The 15,798-nt window shown below is 63.9% G+C and carries 14 protein-coding genes; 2 read left to right on the top strand and 12 right to left on the bottom strand.

The annotated features are described in order from the left end of the window. Positions 1-24 precede the first annotated feature (24 nt). Positions 25-888 carry a DUF559 domain-containing protein gene (locus Q9K23_RS07765; RefSeq protein WP_020790048.1) on the bottom strand — a complete coding sequence of 288 codons (864 nt, stop codon included), beginning with the start codon at positions 886-888 and terminating at the stop codon, positions 25-27. A gap of 318 nt (positions 889-1,206) precedes the next feature. Here Q9K23_RS07765 and Q9K23_RS07760 point away from each other — a divergent pair, with 318 nt between their 5' ends. Next, positions 1,207-2,652 carry an alpha/beta hydrolase-fold protein gene (locus tag Q9K23_RS07760; RefSeq protein ID WP_305950460.1) on the top strand — a complete coding sequence of 482 codons (1,446 nt, stop codon included), beginning with the start codon at positions 1,207-1,209 and terminating at the stop codon, positions 2,650-2,652. 46 nt (positions 2,653-2,698) lie between these two features. On the opposite strand, the gene Q9K23_RS07755 is transcribed toward Q9K23_RS07760, so the two are convergent. From Q9K23_RS07755 to Q9K23_RS07720, 8 genes are all read right to left on the bottom strand, one after another. Beyond that, the gene (locus Q9K23_RS07755; RefSeq protein ID WP_020790055.1) at positions 2,699-3,943 is read right to left on the bottom strand and encodes an acyl-CoA dehydrogenase family protein; all 1,245 of its coding nucleotides are present in this window, start codon (positions 3,941-3,943) and stop codon (positions 2,699-2,701) included. Then, the gene (locus Q9K23_RS07750) at positions 3,940-5,670 is read right to left on the bottom strand and encodes an ABC transporter ATP-binding protein (protein ID WP_305950459.1); all 1,731 of its coding nucleotides are present in this window, start codon (positions 5,668-5,670) and stop codon (positions 3,940-3,942) included. The genes Q9K23_RS07755 and Q9K23_RS07750 overlap by 4 nt, the downstream gene beginning before the upstream one ends. Then, on the bottom strand, positions 5,670-6,533 hold the full coding sequence (locus Q9K23_RS07745; protein WP_053778855.1) for an ABC transporter permease: 864 nt from the start codon (positions 6,531-6,533) through the stop codon (positions 5,670-5,672). Before Q9K23_RS07745 ends, Q9K23_RS07750 begins: the two co-directional genes overlap by 1 nt. Next, positions 6,530-7,546, bottom strand: a complete 1,017-nt coding sequence (locus Q9K23_RS07740; RefSeq protein ID WP_020790051.1) for an ABC transporter permease — start codon at positions 7,544-7,546, stop codon at positions 6,530-6,532. Before Q9K23_RS07740 ends, Q9K23_RS07745 begins: the two co-directional genes overlap by 4 nt. Further along, positions 7,547-9,160: an ABC transporter substrate-binding protein gene (locus Q9K23_RS07735; RefSeq protein WP_053778854.1), complete on the bottom strand. Its 1,614-nt coding sequence runs from the start codon at positions 9,158-9,160 to the stop codon at positions 7,547-7,549. It abuts the gene before it with no gap. A 106-nt stretch (positions 9,161-9,266) separates the two neighbouring features. Next, entirely contained in the window at positions 9,267-10,490 is a 1,224-nt protein-coding gene (locus Q9K23_RS07730; protein WP_053778853.1) for an acyl-CoA dehydrogenase family protein, read from the bottom strand. Then, positions 10,487-11,884, bottom strand: a complete 1,398-nt coding sequence (locus tag Q9K23_RS07725; RefSeq protein WP_020791849.1) for an NtaA/DmoA family FMN-dependent monooxygenase — start codon at positions 11,882-11,884, stop codon at positions 10,487-10,489. The genes Q9K23_RS07730 and Q9K23_RS07725 overlap by 4 nt, the downstream gene beginning before the upstream one ends. A gap of 206 nt (positions 11,885-12,090) precedes the next feature. Continuing rightward, the gene (locus Q9K23_RS07720; protein ID WP_020791847.1) at positions 12,091-13,128 is read right to left on the bottom strand and encodes a helix-turn-helix transcriptional regulator; all 1,038 of its coding nucleotides are present in this window, start codon (positions 13,126-13,128) and stop codon (positions 12,091-12,093) included. A gap of 96 nt (positions 13,129-13,224) precedes the next feature. On the opposite strand from Q9K23_RS07720, the gene Q9K23_RS07715 reads away from it, so the two are divergent. Further along, positions 13,225-13,806, top strand: a complete 582-nt coding sequence (locus tag Q9K23_RS07715) for an OsmC family protein (RefSeq protein WP_053778852.1) — start codon at positions 13,225-13,227, stop codon at positions 13,804-13,806. A gap of 10 nt (positions 13,807-13,816) precedes the next feature. On the opposite strand, the gene menE is transcribed toward Q9K23_RS07715, so the two are convergent. The 3 genes from menE to Q9K23_RS07700 all read right to left on the bottom strand — a co-directional run bounded on the left by menE (position 13,817) and on the right by Q9K23_RS07700 (position 15,788). Then, positions 13,817-14,899: an o-succinylbenzoate--CoA ligase gene (gene menE, locus Q9K23_RS07710; RefSeq protein ID WP_053778851.1), complete on the bottom strand. Its 1,083-nt coding sequence runs from the start codon at positions 14,897-14,899 to the stop codon at positions 13,817-13,819. Positions 14,900-14,967: 68 nt separating this feature from the next. Next, positions 14,968-15,372: a DUF3349 domain-containing protein gene (locus Q9K23_RS07705; RefSeq protein ID WP_020790248.1), complete on the bottom strand. Its 405-nt coding sequence runs from the start codon at positions 15,370-15,372 to the stop codon at positions 14,968-14,970. A 107-nt stretch (positions 15,373-15,479) separates the two neighbouring features. Next, entirely contained in the window at positions 15,480-15,788 is a 309-nt protein-coding gene (locus Q9K23_RS07700; RefSeq protein ID WP_020790246.1) for a DUF3349 domain-containing protein, read from the bottom strand. Positions 15,789-15,798 lie beyond the last annotated feature (10 nt).

The raw sequence follows: 15,798 nt of genomic DNA, 5'->3' as shown, positions 1-15,798 counted from the left end.
TGTGGATCATCCACACGCCCCGCGTCAGCTCGCCAGGTTCTGGACGGGCTTGCGCTGACGCGGGCCACGATGGTGGCCGGCGCGAACGGTCGCGATGATCGTTTCCTCCGTCCGTGCCCAGTTGAACACCACGTCGGAGTAGGTGAGTCGCATCCGCAGATACCCGAGCCGGGCCGCGACCTGGTCACGGCGACGATCTTCGGCATAGTTCTCGGCGCCGGTGTGGTGGGCGACGCTGTCGACCTCGATGATGAGCCGGTCGCCGACGAGGAGATCGACCCGGCCGAGATCGGGGATGAAGACCTGCGGACGCACCTTGATCCCACGCCTGCGCAGGCGGAGCCGCACCAGTGTCTCGGTTCCGGACTGGGCCCGCCCGTCGGACAGATCCAGACAGCGTCGTACACGCTGTGGGGCACCGGTGAAGGCAGCGGTGACCTGGGCTGGTGTCAGAACTCGGGTGGACGGTTCGCGTGACAGGTCGAGCAGGGAGTCGACGACGATGACGATCCCCTCGTCGTCGAGGCATCGCAGTGCGTGGCGAAGGGCGGTCTGGGCGTCGTCGACGGCCGCGGTCACCGCGAACGGACGGTCATAGCTGCGGCAAAAACGGCGGGGATGCTCGGCATGGGCGCTGCGACCGCCCCGGATGTGGATCTCGCGCGGGTGGTCAGGAATCCACACGCCGTGTCGGGCGAGGGCCGTCAGGCAGGTGAGCGCACCGCCGAGCCGCACGGCCTCGACGAGTTGGATGTCGGCATCGGGAGTCGAGTACCAGCCGTGCCGGAGCTTGGTCAGCGTCTTGTCGGCGAGATGGTGCCTGATCGCGGTCTGGTCCAGGCCGAGACCGAGGAGCTGGGCCCAGGTGTACACGCCGTCGGAGAGCATGGGTCGAGTGTGGGGGAGTCCGAGGTCTGCACCGATCGTGCATACACAGGCTGTGGATCGCGGTTCGGTGGCGGTGCCGACTTCTGGTAGCTGCCAGAAGCCGGCGGTATCTCGTGAACCGTGCGGATAGTCCCATCGGCCCTCCGAACCCGTCCAGTTTGTGACAGAAGTGAATTCAATACGCCAAATAATCTGTACTGCTAAAGAAATGATGCGGTAACGAAAGGTCTTGCCGTACAGTCCTGTCCGGGTCGGGCCCAAAATACTTGTGAGGCGTTTCGTATGCGTGTGGGTGGACTGCGGTCGACGGTTGCCATGATGACGGCGGCAGCGGTGAGTGCATTGGCGCTCGGAATGGCCGGACCGGCCCATGCCGTCGACCCCGACCGGCTGCGGGACGGCTGCATCTGGCTGTCCGACGCCGACGAGGCCAACCATGTGCAGACGTGCACCATCCACTCCGAGGCGTTGGGCCGAGACGTCGTGGTGCAGATCCGCGCCTCCGACAATGCGGCCGGCTCGACCGAACACGCCGTGTACTTCCTCGACGGCCTGGGTTCCAACGACGAGTACTCGACGTGGTCGAAAGACGAGGCCGGGGCGCTCACCTCCTACAGCAGCGCCACCAACCTGGTGATGCCCGCCGGTGGCGCCGGCGAATGGATGACCAACTGGCAGGATGCGCCCACCGGCAGCGAGACCGCGCCGCAGTGGGACACCTTCATCGGCGACGAACTGCCCGCCTACCTGGACGAGAACTTCGACGTCGAGCAGACCGGCAATGCGATTGTCGGGGTGTCGATGTCGGGGGCGCCGGCGGTGATCATCGGGCTCAACCACTCGGACACGTTCATCGTGATGCGCTCCTACTCCGGCTACTACGAGACCAACAATCCGCTCGGCTGGATCCTGATCCCCTACATCCAGGGGGAGCGCGCCGACATCGACAACGGGTTGTCGGCGATGTGGGGACTGCCGTGGAGCTCCGGTAACCAGTGGGCTGCCAACGACGTCTTGACGCGCATCGCCGAGGCGAAGGCCAACGGCCAGACCGTGATCATCTCCACCGGCAACGGCCTGCTCACACCGAAGGAACTGGAGATCGCGTGGACGGTGCTCCAGGAGGCCGTCCGCGACACCCCCGAGCAGCTCCCCACCCTGCTGGCGGCCGCGGCATCGGGCATGGTGCTGGGCGTGACCCTGGAACTCGGGGCGCTGGTGTCGACGGCCATCCTCAACGTGGGCGCCGTCGCCCTGGATCTGCCGGTGGAGTTCCGATACTCCAACGGCGGGCACAACTGGTTCGCCTGGGCCCAGGGCGAGGACGAGGACGCCGCCCACATCGAGGATCTGCTCGGCATCACCTCGACCACCCAGACCGCCACGACCCAGACCGCCCCGACCCAGACGACGGCTGCGCGCTCATTGGCCGCTTCGGTGACGAGTGATCCTGCGGAGGCGAATGATCCGCCTGGTTCGAATGATGATGCGGAGCCATCCACTTCGGCGGTGGAGACCCCCGAGGTGACCGCGAGCCCGGCCACGGCGAACTCCGGGATCCCCGGGGCCGAGAATCCCGAGACAAGCGATAGGTCAGACGAGGGTTCTGAATCCGGCACGGTTACTGCTGGAACCGAGGAAACAGGGTCTTCGGAGACTGTTACGCCTGGGCCGACCGAGTCCACGGACGGCGAGATCTCTCGGGCGCCGTCCGACGCCGGCGTGACCTCGACCGCCACGTCATCAGTTCCGGACGCCGAATAGCCTGTGGTAGTGGAAATCTTGGGGCAAGAAAGAGGTGGCTGTCGTATCAGGCCTTGGGAATGACGCTGCCCAGTGAACTCGGTATCTCGCCGTTCACGATGTATTCGCCAATGGATCTTGCCTTGTAGATCGCTGGATTGTGGGACGAGATGGTGCGAGCGTTGCGCCAGTGCCGATCGAGTCCAAGATCTAGGTCGGTGGCAGTAGCGCTGGCAGCGTCGAAAAGCCGCCACGTTGCCTCGCCTGCGAGTCGGGTGTTGAGCACCTGGGTGGCAGCAGATCCAAGGACTACCGCCTGCAAGGAACTATCGGTGTGGGCGTGGTTGTGCGCGTCGAATGCTCGGGCCGTGGATTCGACGGCAGTACGCGCCGCAAACGCTGCCGTGCCGACCTCGCCGACGGTCTGTAGGACTTGGGGATCGTGGCGGGGCGAGTCGGACGTCGCCAATGGATATGTCCTGCGACGGCCACGGACCGTCTCGCCGAGATCATCGACGGCACGCCGCAGAATCCCGGCTTGCGTACTCGAATGCACCAGCTGGTAGAACGAGTTCAGGTATTCGGCGACGTCTGCAGAACTGCGGTCGAAGATATGGCCCTCCCTGACCTCGACCCGTTCGAAATAGGTAGTCCCGCTTGCGGTGAGGCGTTGCCCGAAGCCGTTCCAGTCGTCCACCACCGTGACCCCGGGATCATCGCGGCTCACGACCACCTCTGAGATACCGTCATCTCCGATGACGAGGACGTTGATCCAGTCCGAGTAGAGACTGCCCGTTGTGTAGAACTTGGTCCCGGACAAGAACACTCGATCGCCTTCTCGGTCGAGTGCTGTCGACGAGTCGATGATGGTGGTGGGTGCTGGGCGATCGGCGGTCCCGGTAGCGCTCACCGACGCGGCCGGGCCGAAAAGCTCTCCTCGGCCGGCGGCACGGAGGAGATCGTCGCGGACCGAACCGGATGGCAGGCCGATCAGGAACTCGACGAAGCCGAGGTGCCCGCGAAAGATCTGGACGAAGTTCGAGTCGGCAGATGCAAGACGAATCAGCTGCTCGGTCAACGTCGCGATCGAGGCTCCTCCGCCACCGAACTCGACGGGCACACGGAGTCGGCCGAGTCCCGCCGTTGCGAGCGCGCGTACATCCGGCTCCGGAGAGCGAGATGTACGCTCACGATCTGGTGCATCGACGTGGATCTGCGCGATCAACGGGTCCAGGGCCGACACGATGCGCGTCGAGGCGTCGCCGATGAAACCCTCTGTCGTGGTAACAATTTCATTGTTCGTTGCGGTCATGCGCGCTGTGTCACCTTGCGTAGTCGGGCATACTCGAGCCGCGGAAGGGACTCGAGGAGCTTCTGGGTATAGGGATGTCGAGGATTGTTGAAGACGTCGTCGGAGTCGCCTTGTTCGACCCCGCGTCCGTTCTGCATCACCAGGACACGGTCGCTCATGTGGTGAATGACACCGAGGTCGTGTGAGATGAACAGATAGCTGACATTCAACTGATCCTGGAGGTCAGTCAGGAGATCGAGGATCTGGGCCTGGATCGATACGTCGAGCGCTGAGACGGCCTCATCGAGGACCACCACCTCCGGATTGGTGGCCAAGGCGCGTGCGATCGCCACTCGTTGGCGTTGACCACCGGACATCCTCAGTGGCCACGATCGCACATGATGTTCGCTCAGCCCGACCATCTCAAGGAGTTCGACGACACGATCCTCCACACGAGTGGACTGTGTGGGGTCACCCAGGCGTACTGCGTCCGAGAGCACCCGTGAGACGTTCCACCGGGGGTCGAAGGAACTCAAAGGATCCTGATAGACGACCGAGATGCGGCGTCGAATGGCGCGCTGCGCCGCGCGATGGGCATCGCTCCACGCCTGCCCGCGGAAGAGTACAGACCCTGAGTCGGGTTGCACCAGCGATAGAGCGATTCGGGCGACCGTACTCTTTCCCGATCCGGATTCCCCGACGATTCCCAGGGTTTCGGCCTGGTCGAGGTGGAATGACACATCGTCGACCACGCGCCGTCGGACGCGGTCGGGTCCGCGATAGGACTTCACGACATTGCGAACTTCCAGCAGTGGTGTCGTAGCGTCAGCGAGAGTTTCGCGGGACCCGAAAAGCGCTGCAGCCGTTCGGCTCGGTGGTGTATTGCTCGACAGTCGGACACCTTTGGTGTGCTCGCTGGGTACTGCATCGATCAGCTGTCGGGTGTAGGGATGGCGAGGATCTCCCAACACGTCCTCGGCGGGGCCTCGCTCCACGATTTGTCCTCCCTGCATCACCAGGATCTCGTCGGCCATCCGCGCCACCACCGCGAGATCATGACTGATCAGGATCACTGTGGTACCGGCCTCGATCATGGTTTGCAGCACGTCGAGAACCTGCGCCTGGACAGTGACATCGAGCGCGGTGGTCGGCTCATCGGCGATTACCAACGACGGGTTGAGCGCGATCGCCGATGCAATCAGTGCGCGTTGTCGAAGTCCGCCAGACAGTTCGCCAGGCCGTTGACGCGCGCGGATCTCCGGCTCGGGCACACCGACCCGCTCGAGAACCTCGGCGACGTCCTGCGTGCGGTCGGCTCGGGTGCCGACACCGTGCAACGAGAAGGACTCCGCGATCTCCTTGCCGACAGGCCGGAGGGGATCCAATGAGACGAGGGCATCCTGCAGGATGAAGCCGATCTCCGAACCTCGGACCGCTCGCCACCACGAGTCGGAACGATCCAGGATGTTCTGCCCCTGGAACTCGAGAGTGCGGGCGTCGACGCTGGCCCCTTCACCCGACAGTCCCACGAGGGTTCGCGCGGTCACCGACTTGCCGGATCCGGACTCGCCGACAAGAGCGACGCACTGGCCCCGCCGGACCGTAAAGGAAACGTCCTTGACGACGTGAATCGGTGAAGATCCATTGCCGCCGAATGACACGTTGAGTCCTTCGACCCGAACTAGAGGTGTCTCGCCGTCTGTGGGGGTGTTGCCGGTGCCTTCGGGGCCGGTGATGGTGGCGGTCATCAGTGCGTAATCCCTTCGGAACGATCCTGGAAGTAGCGGCCGACTTGGGTGAACGCCAGCGCAGTGAACACGATGGCGATTCCGGGCATGACCTCCAGCCACCAAGCGGTGGTGATATCAGCCCGTCCGGAGTTGAGAAGTGCACCCCACTCCGGGGAGGGAGGCGCCACTCCGAGGCCGAGGAACGACAGCCCGGACGCCCACACGATGCTCTGGCCGACTCCGAGTGCCACCAGCGCCACCAGCGGGCGAAACGAGTTGGGAAAGATGTGCTGGGTGAAGATGGTCCGACGGTCGTGGCCCAATGCTTGTGCGGCCTCGACATAGGCAGAATCCCGCACTCCGAGTGCCTGCGCCCGGATCAACCGTGCATAGCCGGGAGCAGAACCGATACCGACCGCGATGATGAGACTCGCCTCAGAGGGGCCGAGGAGAGCCACGAATAGCAACGACAAGAGCAGCACGGGAAATGCCAGAAGGATGTCGAGTAGACGGTTGGTGGGTCCGGCAAGCCAGCGAGGGGTCAACGCGGCGACAAATCCGAGTAGCAGGCCAATCAGCAAGGAGAGCGCCATGGCGCCCAACCCGATCAGCAGGGAACTGCGGGTACCCCAGATGATTCGGCTGTACAGATCTCGCCCGACGCTGTCGGTACCAAACCAGTGCTGGCTCGACGGCGGGGCCAGCGTCTGTCCGAGGTCGACGGAGTACGCGGAATCGGTTGCCAAGAACTGAGGTGCGACCGCCGCGACCAGGATCAGAACGACCACGACGCCGGCCCCGACGGTCGAGAGTGGAACGGTTGCGACCACTGCGCGCAGGCGACTACGCGACTTCTGGATGACCGCGGCTGGAGCGTTCATCGACTGCCTCCCAGTCTGGGATCGATCACGGTGTAGATGACGTCGACGAGCAGGTTCACCGTCACGTATACCGCGCTGATCAGGATCACGATTCCCATGACGAGTTCAAAGTCCTTGTCCGACACTGATTTCACAAGCACTGCGCCGATTCCTGGTCGAGCGAACACCGATTCGACGAGTACCGCTCCGGACAACAATGCGCCCATTGCCCAACCAGACAGGGTGATCCCAGGGATCAACGCGTGCCGAAGCACATGCCGCAGCCTGACACCGTTGTCGCTCATGCCACGTGTCCGCGCCGACAACACGAACGGTTGACGAATGGCCCTGTCGAATTCGGTGCGGGTGGCCTGACCGATGAAGCCGGCGAGTGGTATGGCGAGAGTGAACGCCGGCAACACCGTGCCCACGAAACCGACACCGCCGATCACCGGGAACAGCCGAAGGTTCACGGCGAAGACGAGTAGAAGGATGACCCCCAACCAGTACTGCGGCAGTCCGGCGGTGATGGTCTCGACTGCCGAGCCGACGGTCTTGGTCCGGCGGCTACGTCCGGCAGTGAGCAACGTCCATGGAATCGAAATCAACCAGGCGAGCAGCAGAGCCGACACAGTGAGAGTGAGCGTGGGGCCGATCTGTTCACCGATGATTGCGGTCACCGGTCGTCGCAGCTCCCATGACGTTCCGAAGTCGCCGCGCAAGACGTTTGCCAGGTACGAGAAGTACTGAACGACAAGTGGTCGATCCCAACCATATTGGGCATCGACAGCGGCGATCTCTGCGGCACTCCGAGTGGTCGTCTGTCCGGACTGGATGTTGAGCACAATGGCGGCACGGTCACCTGGTAGCACCGACAGAACCACGAACGTGAGCGTGATCGCGCCCCACAGGACGAAGACCGCCGACCCCAACTTGGCGGCGACAACGGCAACCACCCGTCGCCCCTGCACTCGGGGCCCTGGCAGTTGTTCTGCGTCCACCACCTTCACGGTGCTGACGTCGGCGGCCGTCATCTATTGACTCCCATCCAGCTGGACGTCGGAGAACACTGGCAGGCCGTTACTGCCTTGGTCCTGCCAGAATCCCTTGAGATTCTTGGCGGTGACCACATTGTTGGTGAAGTCGTAGAATCCGATCGCGATCGCCTGGTCGTTGAAGTAACGTTGCAGATCCTGATACTGAGCCGCGCGGGCCGCTGGATCCGGATTGACCTGTGCTGCCATGATCTGCGCCTCGACCTGCGGGTTGTCGAAGAACGTCTTGTTATTGCCATTCGGATGTCCGGGAGTGCCTGCGCTGTAGACGATATCGAGGATATTCGGCGCGGGCCATACCCAATATCCGAAGTACAGCTCCAGATCGTCTACGCTCTGACCCTCACCCGCGAAGAGTTGAGTCATCGTCAGCGGAACCAGATCGAGCTTGAACCCGACCTTGCTGACCTGTTCCTGGACTGCTTGGAGTGCGGCGGTTCCGTCCTGGCTGACGATCGGACCGGCCCCGTAAGGCAGACGGACCACGAGCGGCTTACCATCCTTCTCGCGGACGCCGTCGGCGTTGAGCTTCCATCCTGCCTCGTCGAGAAGTTTTGCGGCCCTGGCTGGGTCGTATGCGTAGGTATCGTTGACGTCGAGGTAGAACGGGTTGGTATGGCTCATGGACCCGTTGGCATCGTAGTCCGCCGAGCCCTTGAACACCGCCTGGGCGATCTGCTTGCGATCGGATGCGTAGGCAAATGCCTGGCGTACCTTTACATCGGTGAACGGGCCACGGGCGACGTTGAACGAGAACGCCTGCTGCCGCCCACCGGTGACGTAATTGAAGGCCTGATAGTCCTTTTCTGCGGTGGCCCACTGATTGGCCGGCGGGTTGTAGACGGCTTGTGCCTGACCAGTGGTCAGCGCGCTCCACCGGGTGGTGGCGTCCGGAGCGAACTTCCACTCCAGGTACTTCGCGTACGCCGGACCCTGATGCTTGGCGTTCTGTGGAGCGGAGGCATAGGAGTCGTTCCGTTCGAACAGAATGGACTGGCCCTGCGACCACTTGCCGACCTTCCACGGTCCGGAACCGACCGGATACTGGCAGTTCTGGGCTTCCGAGTTGTGGCTCAACGCGGTCGGCGACTGAATTCCATAGTGTCCGTTGGCCAACACGCGCAAGATCTCCGGGTTGGGCTCGGAGAGGTGAAGGGTCACCTTGTCGGCGGAGTCTGCAGTGGCACTGGTCAGATAGGAGAAGCTGTTCCAGCCTAGGTTCTTGACCCAATAGTTCACGTTGGCGACCACGGCTTCGGCGTTCAACGGGGTGCCGTCGGTGAATGTGACCCCGTCCTTGAGTACGAACGTGACGTCCTTCCGGTCCGCCGAGGTACTCCACTCGGTGGCCAGCCAGGGAACGGGCTTGTCGCCATCCCAGCTGACGAGGGAATCGAACACCTGGCGTGACAGGTACGCCTGCTGAACCCAGCCACCCCAGATGCATGGTGGTTCTTGTTCGTGAACGTAAGTGATGGTCTCGGACTTGTCGGTGCCGGCGTCGGTGGTTGTCGACGCCGAGCAAGAGGCCAACGTGAGCGCTGCGGTCAACGCCGCGCTCGCGGTCAGTCCGACCTTCCAACGGGATTTCACCGTGGTGGTTCCTTTCCGGGTGCACGTACGTTGTCGTGCAATAGATCCTGATGTGCCGATGAGTAGTCGTGACGTAAGTCGTCGTCGGGTGTGCGAAGTCTGCGACTCAGGCGCGATCTCGTAGATCAGTGCCACTGAGCCACGCGCGGAACGGTGAGGTTCCGTTGAGGTCGTGATCCCCGATACTCACGAGTCGGTGGGGGACCGGATTGTGGCTGGCCAAAGTCCTGGCATTGCGCCAGTGGCGATCCAAGGAAATCTCCGCATCGAGCGCTGAAGCACCACCGACGTCGAAGAGACGCGTGGTGGCTGTCAAAACGAGATTGACGGCGACGACCTGAGCTCGGTACACCTCGACCTCGACCTCGTCGAGGAACTGATCGTTAGCGTCGTCGACGGAGATCGCGTGGTCGAGTTCATCGAGGCGGTAGGCGAGCTGACGGGTGAGCGAGGCTGCCGTGAACGCCGCGGCGCTGATCTCACCTACCACCGACTGCACTACTGGATCATGGGCTGGGACCGATCCAGATCCCTGCGCAAAGTAGCGACGCCGGCGGCGGACGTACTCGACGACGTCACGATGGGCCGCTCGGGCAACCCCCGCGAGAGTGGCGATATGCCAGTATTGCGCGAGCGACGTGCCATAGCTACCCGGCCCCTGGCTGTCGGGAAGTGGGGGAGTTGCTGTGGCATCGACAGCCCGGAACCGGGTGGTCCCGCTGACTGAGAGGCGCTGGCCGAATCCGTTCCAGTCGTCGAGCAACTCGACGCCGGGAGCACCGCGGGCAACCACTGCCTGGGTGATCCCATCGGTCCCTTCACCGGTGGTGACGATCCAATCGGCGTACCAGGACCCTGTGCTGTAGAACTTCTCACCGGACACCAGTCGGCGGCCGTCATCCGTGCGCGTGACCGTTGTCGAGAAGTGGCTGCGATTCTCCGCCGAGCGTTCCGTGTAGGCACCGCCGATCAGGTCTCCGTTCCCGATCCGACGAAGCCAGTCGTCCCGCTCAGGACTCTTTGGTGCCTGGCGCAGCATGTCCGTGTAAAGGAAATGCGCCCGTAGGATCTGGACGATGTTCGAGTCTGCTGCGGCCAGATCCACCAGCAGCTCAGAGAGTTCGACGAGGCTCACTGCACTGCCGCCAAATTCGACTGGAACCCGTAACGCGGTGAACCCGGCATCGGCGAGGTCGCGGACGAGACGGGTGGGGAGTTCGTGCGCCCGTTCGCGGGCAACCGCAGTGTCGGAGATCGTCGTGAACAAGGCATCGAAACGGGTGCGAAGCCTTCCTTGGACCCGGGAGGGTTGCTCGACCTTCGAGGTCATCCCTTGGCCCCGATGACATCAGCCAGTCGGATCTGCCGTCCGCGGTGCGTCGGGTCGAGCGCATCTCCCGAGCGAAACAGCTTGTTGCGCAGGGTTCCCTGATGGTACTCACGCTGTGCTAATCCGCGGTCCTGCAGCACAGGTACAACGTGGTCGACCCACTCGTCCCACCAACCGAGCGTGGTGATGGGTACAACGTTGAAACCGTCGACGCCGGATTCGACCCATTCGGCTACGTGGTCGGCGATCTGTTCCGGTGTACCGGCAAATCGACCGGGCAGGAGTCCCTGCGCGAGTAGATAGTCACGCCACGAGACTGACTCTGGTTCGTCCTGCGATTGCGCGGCTGCTCGGAAGATGGACCGGACGTGGTCGCCGAGTTGCGCCCTCTGAGCGAGCTCGGCAAGCGGCGTCTCCGGGTCGACCGACGTCAGGTCGACGCCGCTGCCACCACTCCAGAATGCCTGCAACGCTTCGAAATCGATGTTGTCTCGGAAATACTGTTGCTTACGCTTCGCTTCTTCCTCGGTGGATCCGATCACCGTGGACAAGGTGACGATCTTCTTGAGTGAAGCCGGATTGCGGCCCTTCTCGCGAGCCAGGGCGTCGAGTACAGCGATATCTTCGCGTGCGGTTGCGGGGGTCTGCGAGGGAAGGAAGGTTACCTCGGCGTTGTTGACCGCGAATTCGCGTCCTGCGGAGGAGTTTCCGGCTTGGAACAGAACCGGTGTGCGCTGCGGTGAAGGTTCGACGATGTGGGGTCCCTGGACCTGGTAGCGCGGCCCGACGTGATCGATTGTGCGGATCTTGTCGGGGTCGAAGAACCGGTTGGTGGCCGGATCGTGGATCACTGCACCGTCCTGCCAAGAGTGTTCCCAGAGTTTGTAAGTCACGTCTGCGTACTCCTGCGCCCACGCGTATCGCTCGTCGTGTCCGACGATCGAGTCGTAGCCGTAGTTGCGGAACCCGTTGGACAGGTAGGAGGTGACGATGTTCCAGGCGACGCGCCCGTCAGTGAAGTGATCCAACGATGAGAGTTGACGCGCAAAAGTGAACGGGTGACTTTGAATGATATTGCTGGTCACCGCGATTCCGAGATGCTCGGTTGCGTGTCCGAGCGCGGAGACAATGGTGACGGGATCTGGTTCGGGAAACTGTGATCCTGCGCGAATGGTGGTGGTGCCGTCACCGAAATCCAGGTCGTAGACCCCGACGACGTCGGCGATGAAGAGCGTATCGAACAATCCTCGTTCGAGTGTCTGAACGACATCGACGTAGGGATCGAGTTTGCTGTACCCGTATTGGACCGCGCCCTCCGGGGTACGCCAGAAGCCGTGGCTGTGATGGTTGGGCGTCAGGTGCAGGAACCCGTTGTAGATGGGCGGTCGGGACATGAGAAGGACCTTTACAGCTTGGGGGGTGACGAGGTGTAGGTGACAACGGGACGCGTCGCACCAGCACCGAGGCTCGGGGAAGCCGTGTGGACCAGTATCGACCGATTCCAGTGATACTTACAAAGGTTTCAATCAGGCGGAGAATTATGAATCATCACTTCATGTGAGACTGGGTCAATCGCTTCGGGTGCCTTTGGCGAGGTGCGTCACGCCAGGAATACGGTCGCAGTCGTCTCGCCGATGTTGCTGATCGTCGATCCTTGGGCGTGTTGGACCAGGACTGTGTCGCCGGTTCGGGCGAGTGATCGACTCGTGGGGTGCTCGACGCTCAGTGCCCCGGAACCGACGAGGATGGTCAGAGTGCCAGTTGGGCCGACTGGTGGTGTGAGAGTTGCGCGCGGGGCGAGTTGCAGGCTGCGTAGTCCCGCACGGGAAAGTGTGGTGGTCTCCATGTCGGTGGGTGCGAGTTCCTCGGGGATGCCCAACCGTCGTTCGATCCGGATGCAGTCGCGGGATGCGCCGCGGGCAAGCATATCCAGCGTCATTCCGAGTTGTTCGGCGACGTCGATTGCGGTGTCGAGCGATATGCCCAAGAGGCCTCGCTCTAGTTGGGATATCGCGCTGGCGCTCACACCCACGCGACGGCCCAGTTCGGTTTGGCTCCATCCACGTTCGAGTCGCGCTTTCCGGACCCCCTGGCCGAGCGTCCGTGCGCCGAGACTGGATCGTCGCGAGCCGCCAACTGTGAGGCCGGCATCGAGTGGTACGCGGGCGCGCCCGATGGATCGGCCATCCGCCCGGGTTGTGGTGACGGTTCCGTCGGCGACTTCGAGGACCACCTGCATGGTCCAGATCCATTCGGCTTGAGCCAGGCTGCCCGGATCGACCAGCCAGTGGCAGACCGTGTCGGATGAGCAGAACACGGCGTGGGCGACTCGGACGATCTCCGCGCTCAATGGTGATTCGGCGATCTCCGATCCCGATGCGGTGAGGTCGACGATGATCGCGGCGTCGGAAGGGAGTTCAGCTCTCAGTGATCCCAAATCTTGTGCATGGACAATGGTCGCGAGCCGGTGAGAGGCGGCACGAATGCGGGTGCGGATTCCCGTCACGTCGCCGTCGATCGACCATAGGATGTTTTCGCCGCCCACCAGCCGGCCGATGACCGAATCTAGCTGTGGGGTCCCGGTGCTGAAGGAGGCGGGAGCAGAGGGGCCGGTTCCGAGGCTGACCGTGTCCGCCATCGCTTGCTCCCTCGTGCGCTTCGATGTTGACATGTCGAGCACGAGACTAGCCCACCGCAATGGAGTGGGACTGCGTCCGCGACTATTGTCGGCCCAATGAGTGAAGGGTCTCTGCCGGCGTCAGATTCGGTGGTGGGCGCCGGAGAGGTCGGCTCCATCAACGGAATCGAAGTAGCGGCACGCGGGGAACTGTCCGCACGAATGGCCGATGTCTCCAGCGTCTCCCGGTTCAGTGGTCCGTGGACAGCATCCACTCAGTGGCTGGGTGGGTTTCGCGTGGCGGCAACAGCACGAGGCCACACGATAGACTTCGACGAGCCGGCGGACCTGACCGGACGCGACTCTGCGCCGACACCGCACGAGTATCTGTTGTCCGCAGTGGCCGCGTGCATCACTGACGGAATGGTCCTGCATGCGACCCTCGCAGGAGTGCAGCTGTCGGATCTTCGCGTGACGGTGCAAGCACGGTTCGACAACATCTTGCGGTGGGCTGGGTTGGTGGACCAGGGCAACCCAGGTTTCCACAGCCTCGAGATCAAGGGAGTTGTCGTCGCCGAGGCTGATGCCGATGTCCTCGACGCACTGTGGAGCAGGGCTGTATCTGGGTCGCCGGTGGCGCAGACCGTAGCGCGTCCCACCTCGCTGGTAACGAAACTCGAAGTGGTCGACGAGGTGTGATCGGAGAGTTCTAATCGAACTGTGTCCGCAACGCCCGCCGGTCGATCTTGCCCGGTCCACGGAGGGGGAGGGCGGCCACCGTCACCACCTCCCGGGGTGTGGCATACCTGCCGAGCCGGTCGGTGACGGCGTCCTGGATGCGGTGGGCATCCACCGTCATTCCCGGCGCCGGAACCACCACGGCCACAACCTTTTCCCCGAGCCGTTCGTCTGCGACGCCCACCACGGCACACTCGGCGACGGCCGGGTCGTCGGCGATGACGGCCTCCACCACCTGCGGGACGACGGTCAGTCCGCCGGTGGAGATGGCCTCGTCGGCGCGGCCGGTGATCTGCAGGACACCGTCGACGACGCGACCGAGATCGTCGGTGCGGAAGCTCCGGGCGTGTGCGAAGGCGGGATGGTCGGGCAGCAGCCGATAACCGTGCGCCACCATCGGTCCCGACAGCGACACCCGCCCCACGCCGTCGGGGCCGGCGTCGACGATCTCGATCTGCACACCGTCGAGCGGGATGCCGTCGTAGACACATCCGCCGGCGGTCTCGCTCATCCCGTAGGTCCGCACGAGCGGGATGCCGGCGTCGATCGCCTTGTGCAGCAGGGCCGGTGGGGTGGCGGCACCGCCGACCAGCAGGGCGTCGACGCCGGTGAGGGCGGCGACGGCGCGCGGCGAGTCGAGTGCCTTGCGCAACTGGGTGGGAACCAGCGAGGTGTAGCGGCGCGGACCGTCGAGCGCCTCGAGGGCGTCGGCGAAGGCGTCGGGGTGGAATCCCGCTGCCAGGTCGAGCACCGCCGGGGTGAAACCGGCTGCCAGCGAACGCAACAGCACCTGCAGCCCGGCGATGTGGTGTGGGGGCAGGGCCAGCAGCCAGGCACCCGGACCGCCGAGATGTGTTGCGGTGGCCTGCGCCGACGCGGTGAGGGTGGCCGCGGTGTGTTGTGAACCCTTGGGGGTGCCGGTGCTGCCCGACGTGGCGATCACCAGCACCACGTCGTCGTCGATCCCGGTCCCGATCCCGAACGCCCCGGTGAGCAGCTCCTGCTCACGGGGGTCGTCGGGGACCGGTGCGAACGATGCCTCACCGGCCAGCATGGCGCGCAGGTCGTCGAGCCGGTCGAGGACGGCAGGACCGGACGGAAGGAGAAGTGGCCGTAGGACTCTCAGGACTCGTCCTCGTCCGTGTCGGGTCGGTCCCCACCGTCCTCGGTGGTGTCGGTGTCGGTGTCGGCAGCCGGGTCACCGGGGGTGGCGGGCGGCGCCAGCGGCGAATCGTCGAACGGCCAGCCCTGGTCCTCCAGATAGGTGCGGACGCGCGAGATGTCGGTCTCGTGCGGCAGTTCCTGGGTGACCTCGGTGATCTTGACGCCCGCGTCGATCTTGGAGATCGGCTCGGGTGGGGGAGCCGACTCGGCGATCAGCTCGGACGACACCTGCTGGACCTCGTCCTCGGTCAGCTGGCGGCGCAGGATCGCCAGGAGTGGAACGTAATCGTGCTCGGGAACACCGTTGGGATATCCGGCGCGCAGCCATTCGATGATCCTGCTCACGAGGGATCGCTCGGCCATACGTCAAACCCCCTCTCCGTGGTGGACGGTGGCTATTGGGTGATTGTACGAAAGAACCCGGCCGCACTCCGAGGGGTGCGGCCGGGTGCTCGTCGTCTGTCGGGCTGTCACACCGCCGTGGTCGCGAGCGGCCAGCCGGCGGAGGCCAGCCGGCCTGCGACCTGGTTGATCTCGTCGTCGGTGGGCAGTTCGGAGGTGACATGCGCGATGGCGTCGCGGATGGCCTCCTCGGGCACCGGCACGTTGACGTCGTTGTCGCGGGCCAGGCGCAGTGCGACCTGGGTGACCTCGGTCTCGTCGAGTTCGGACCGGATCAGCAGGGCGAGCAGGGGCGGGAAGTCGGTGGACGGGATGCCCTCCGGGTAGCCCTTGCGAATCCAGCCGACCGCGGACTCGAACAGCGAGGGGTTGCTCATCGGTACCTTC

The sequence above is a fragment of the Gordonia sp. NB41Y genome (assembly GCF_030718915.1).
GTDB lineage: Bacteria > Actinomycetota > Actinomycetes > Mycobacteriales > Mycobacteriaceae > Gordonia > Gordonia desulfuricans.
The sequence above is the reverse complement of the archived record's forward strand: the minus strand, read 5'-3'. Positions and strand labels throughout refer to the sequence as shown.

Excerpts from the sequence above, each read along its gene's own strand:
- Q9K23_RS07765 (WP_020790048.1), bottom strand. The coding sequence starts at position 888 with ATGCTCTCCGACGGCGTGTACACCTGGGCCCAGCTCCTCGGTCTCGGC.
- Q9K23_RS07760 (WP_305950460.1), top strand. The coding sequence starts at position 1,207 with ATGACGGCGGCAGCGGTGAGTGCATTGGCGCTCGGAATGGCCGGACCG.
- Q9K23_RS07755 (WP_020790055.1), bottom strand. The coding sequence starts at position 3,943 with ATGACCGCAACGAACAATGAAATTGTTACCACGACAGAGGGTTTCATC.
- Q9K23_RS07750 (WP_305950459.1), bottom strand. The coding sequence starts at position 5,670 with ATGACCGCCACCATCACCGGCCCCGAAGGCACCGGCAACACCCCCACA.
- Q9K23_RS07745 (WP_053778855.1), bottom strand. The coding sequence starts at position 6,533 with ATGAACGCTCCAGCCGCGGTCATCCAGAAGTCGCGTAGTCGCCTGCGC.
- Q9K23_RS07740 (WP_020790051.1), bottom strand. The coding sequence starts at position 7,546 with ATGACGGCCGCCGACGTCAGCACCGTGAAGGTGGTGGACGCAGAACAA.
- Q9K23_RS07730 (WP_053778853.1), bottom strand. The coding sequence starts at position 10,490 with ATGACCTCGAAGGTCGAGCAACCCTCCCGGGTCCAAGGAAGGCTTCGC.
- Q9K23_RS07725 (WP_020791849.1), bottom strand. The coding sequence starts at position 11,884 with ATGTCCCGACCGCCCATCTACAACGGGTTCCTGCACCTGACGCCCAAC.
- Q9K23_RS07720 (WP_020791847.1), bottom strand. The coding sequence starts at position 13,128 with ATGGCGGACACGGTCAGCCTCGGAACCGGCCCCTCTGCTCCCGCCTCC.
- Q9K23_RS07715 (WP_053778852.1), top strand. The coding sequence starts at position 13,225 with ATGAGTGAAGGGTCTCTGCCGGCGTCAGATTCGGTGGTGGGCGCCGGA.
- menE (WP_053778851.1), bottom strand. The coding sequence starts at position 14,899 with ATGCTGGCCGGTGAGGCATCGTTCGCACCGGTCCCCGACGACCCCCGT.
- Q9K23_RS07705 (WP_020790248.1), bottom strand. The coding sequence starts at position 15,372 with ATGGCCGAGCGATCCCTCGTGAGCAGGATCATCGAATGGCTGCGCGCC.
- Q9K23_RS07700 (WP_020790246.1), bottom strand. The coding sequence starts at position 15,788 with ATGAGCAACCCCTCGCTGTTCGAGTCCGCGGTCGGCTGGATTCGCAAG.